This is a genomic window from Mesorhizobium sp. B2-3-2, from assembly GCF_006442295.1.
Taxonomy (GTDB): Bacteria; Pseudomonadota; Alphaproteobacteria; order Rhizobiales; family Rhizobiaceae; genus Mesorhizobium.
In genome coordinates, this window is the sequence record NZ_VFWA01000035.1 from 1 (window position 1) to 1,171 (window position 1,171).

Annotated in this window: 1 protein-coding gene; it reads left to right on the forward strand. The window is 65.2% G+C overall.

The annotated features are described in order from the left end of the window. Window positions 1-58 precede the first annotated feature (58 nt). Window positions 59-1,033 (forward strand): IS5 family transposase, encoded by a 975-nt coding sequence (locus tag FJ964_RS30850; protein ID WP_140554513.1) that lies wholly within the window; start codon window positions 59-61, stop codon window positions 1,031-1,033. The last annotated feature ends 138 nt before the right edge of the window (window positions 1,034-1,171 follow it).

The following is a 1,171-nucleotide window of genomic DNA, read 5'->3' on the forward strand; positions in this document are numbered from 1 at the left end:
GGGCCTGTTGCAAAATTGGCTGGTTGTGATTCCCTGTTTTTGAAACGGGGATTGTGCGATGACGACGAAGCCGAGCGGGCAGTTCAGTTTTGTGGAGGCGCTGTTGCCGCAGGGCCTTGGTCGGAGCGGTCGGCTGGACCGGCTGTCGTCGCTGGTGAAATGGTATCGGTTCGAGAAGATCCTGGCACGGCTTCGCTCGCCCGCTGGCCCGGGCCGGCCGGCCTACAGTTCGCTGGTGATGTTCAAGGCGCTGCTGCTGCAATCCTTGTACGGGCTGTCGGACAGCGAGTTGGAGGAGGCGCTCGCCGATCGGCTGTCGTTCCGCCGCTTCGTAGGGCTAACGCTCGAAGATACGGTGCCCGACCACACCACGCTCAACCGCTTTCGCAATCTTCTCATCGAGGCCGGGCTTCTAGAAAAGCTGTTCGGCGAACTGGACCGGCAGCTGGACAAGGCCGGGCTGATCCTGCGGCGTGGCACGATGCTCGATGCCACCGTGATCGAGACGGCGGCAGCACGGCCACCCAGTGGAGCCTCGCGCGAGGCGGGCGCGGCTGGCGATCCCGATGCCGGCTTCACGCGCCGGCAGGGCAAGCCTGGTTCCTCCTATGGCTACAAGGCGCATGTCGGCGTCGACCAGGGTTCCGGTCTGGTCCGCCGGGTGAGGACGACGGCGGCCAATGTCAACGACACGGTGGAAGCGGACCATCTCATCTGTGGCGACGAAGGCGCGGTGCTGGCGGATGCGGCCTATCACACCAAGGCGCGCGAGCTGTCGCTGAAGGAGCGTGGGATCAAGCCGCGGCTGATGCGGCGGGCCAACAAGCACCATCCGCAATTGCCGACGCGCCTGAAGCACCTCAACCGGCTGATCGCGCGGCAGCGTTTTGCTGTCGAGACCACCTTCGCCACCTGGAAGAACCGCATGCGGCTTCGCGCCATCCGCTATCGCGGTCTGGCCAAGGCGGCTGGGCAGGTTCTCATCGCCGCCATGGCCTTCAACATGCGCCGCTGGGTGACGCTGGCGACCTGATCCAGGGCCGCACTGCGCCCGAAATCCGCCCGACACGCCAAACCCTAACCCATCCGGCGACAAACCCGCGCCGAAGGGCACCCCGCATTGGCCCTTACTTCTCCTCTTGCGCTCCGACCCTAATAACGCAACAGGCCC

Bases quoted from the DNA above. Each gene is read 5' to 3' on its own strand.
- FJ964_RS30850 (WP_140554513.1), top strand. From the start codon at position 59: ATGACGACGAAGCCGAGCGGGCAGTTCAGTTTTGTGGAGGCGCTGTTG.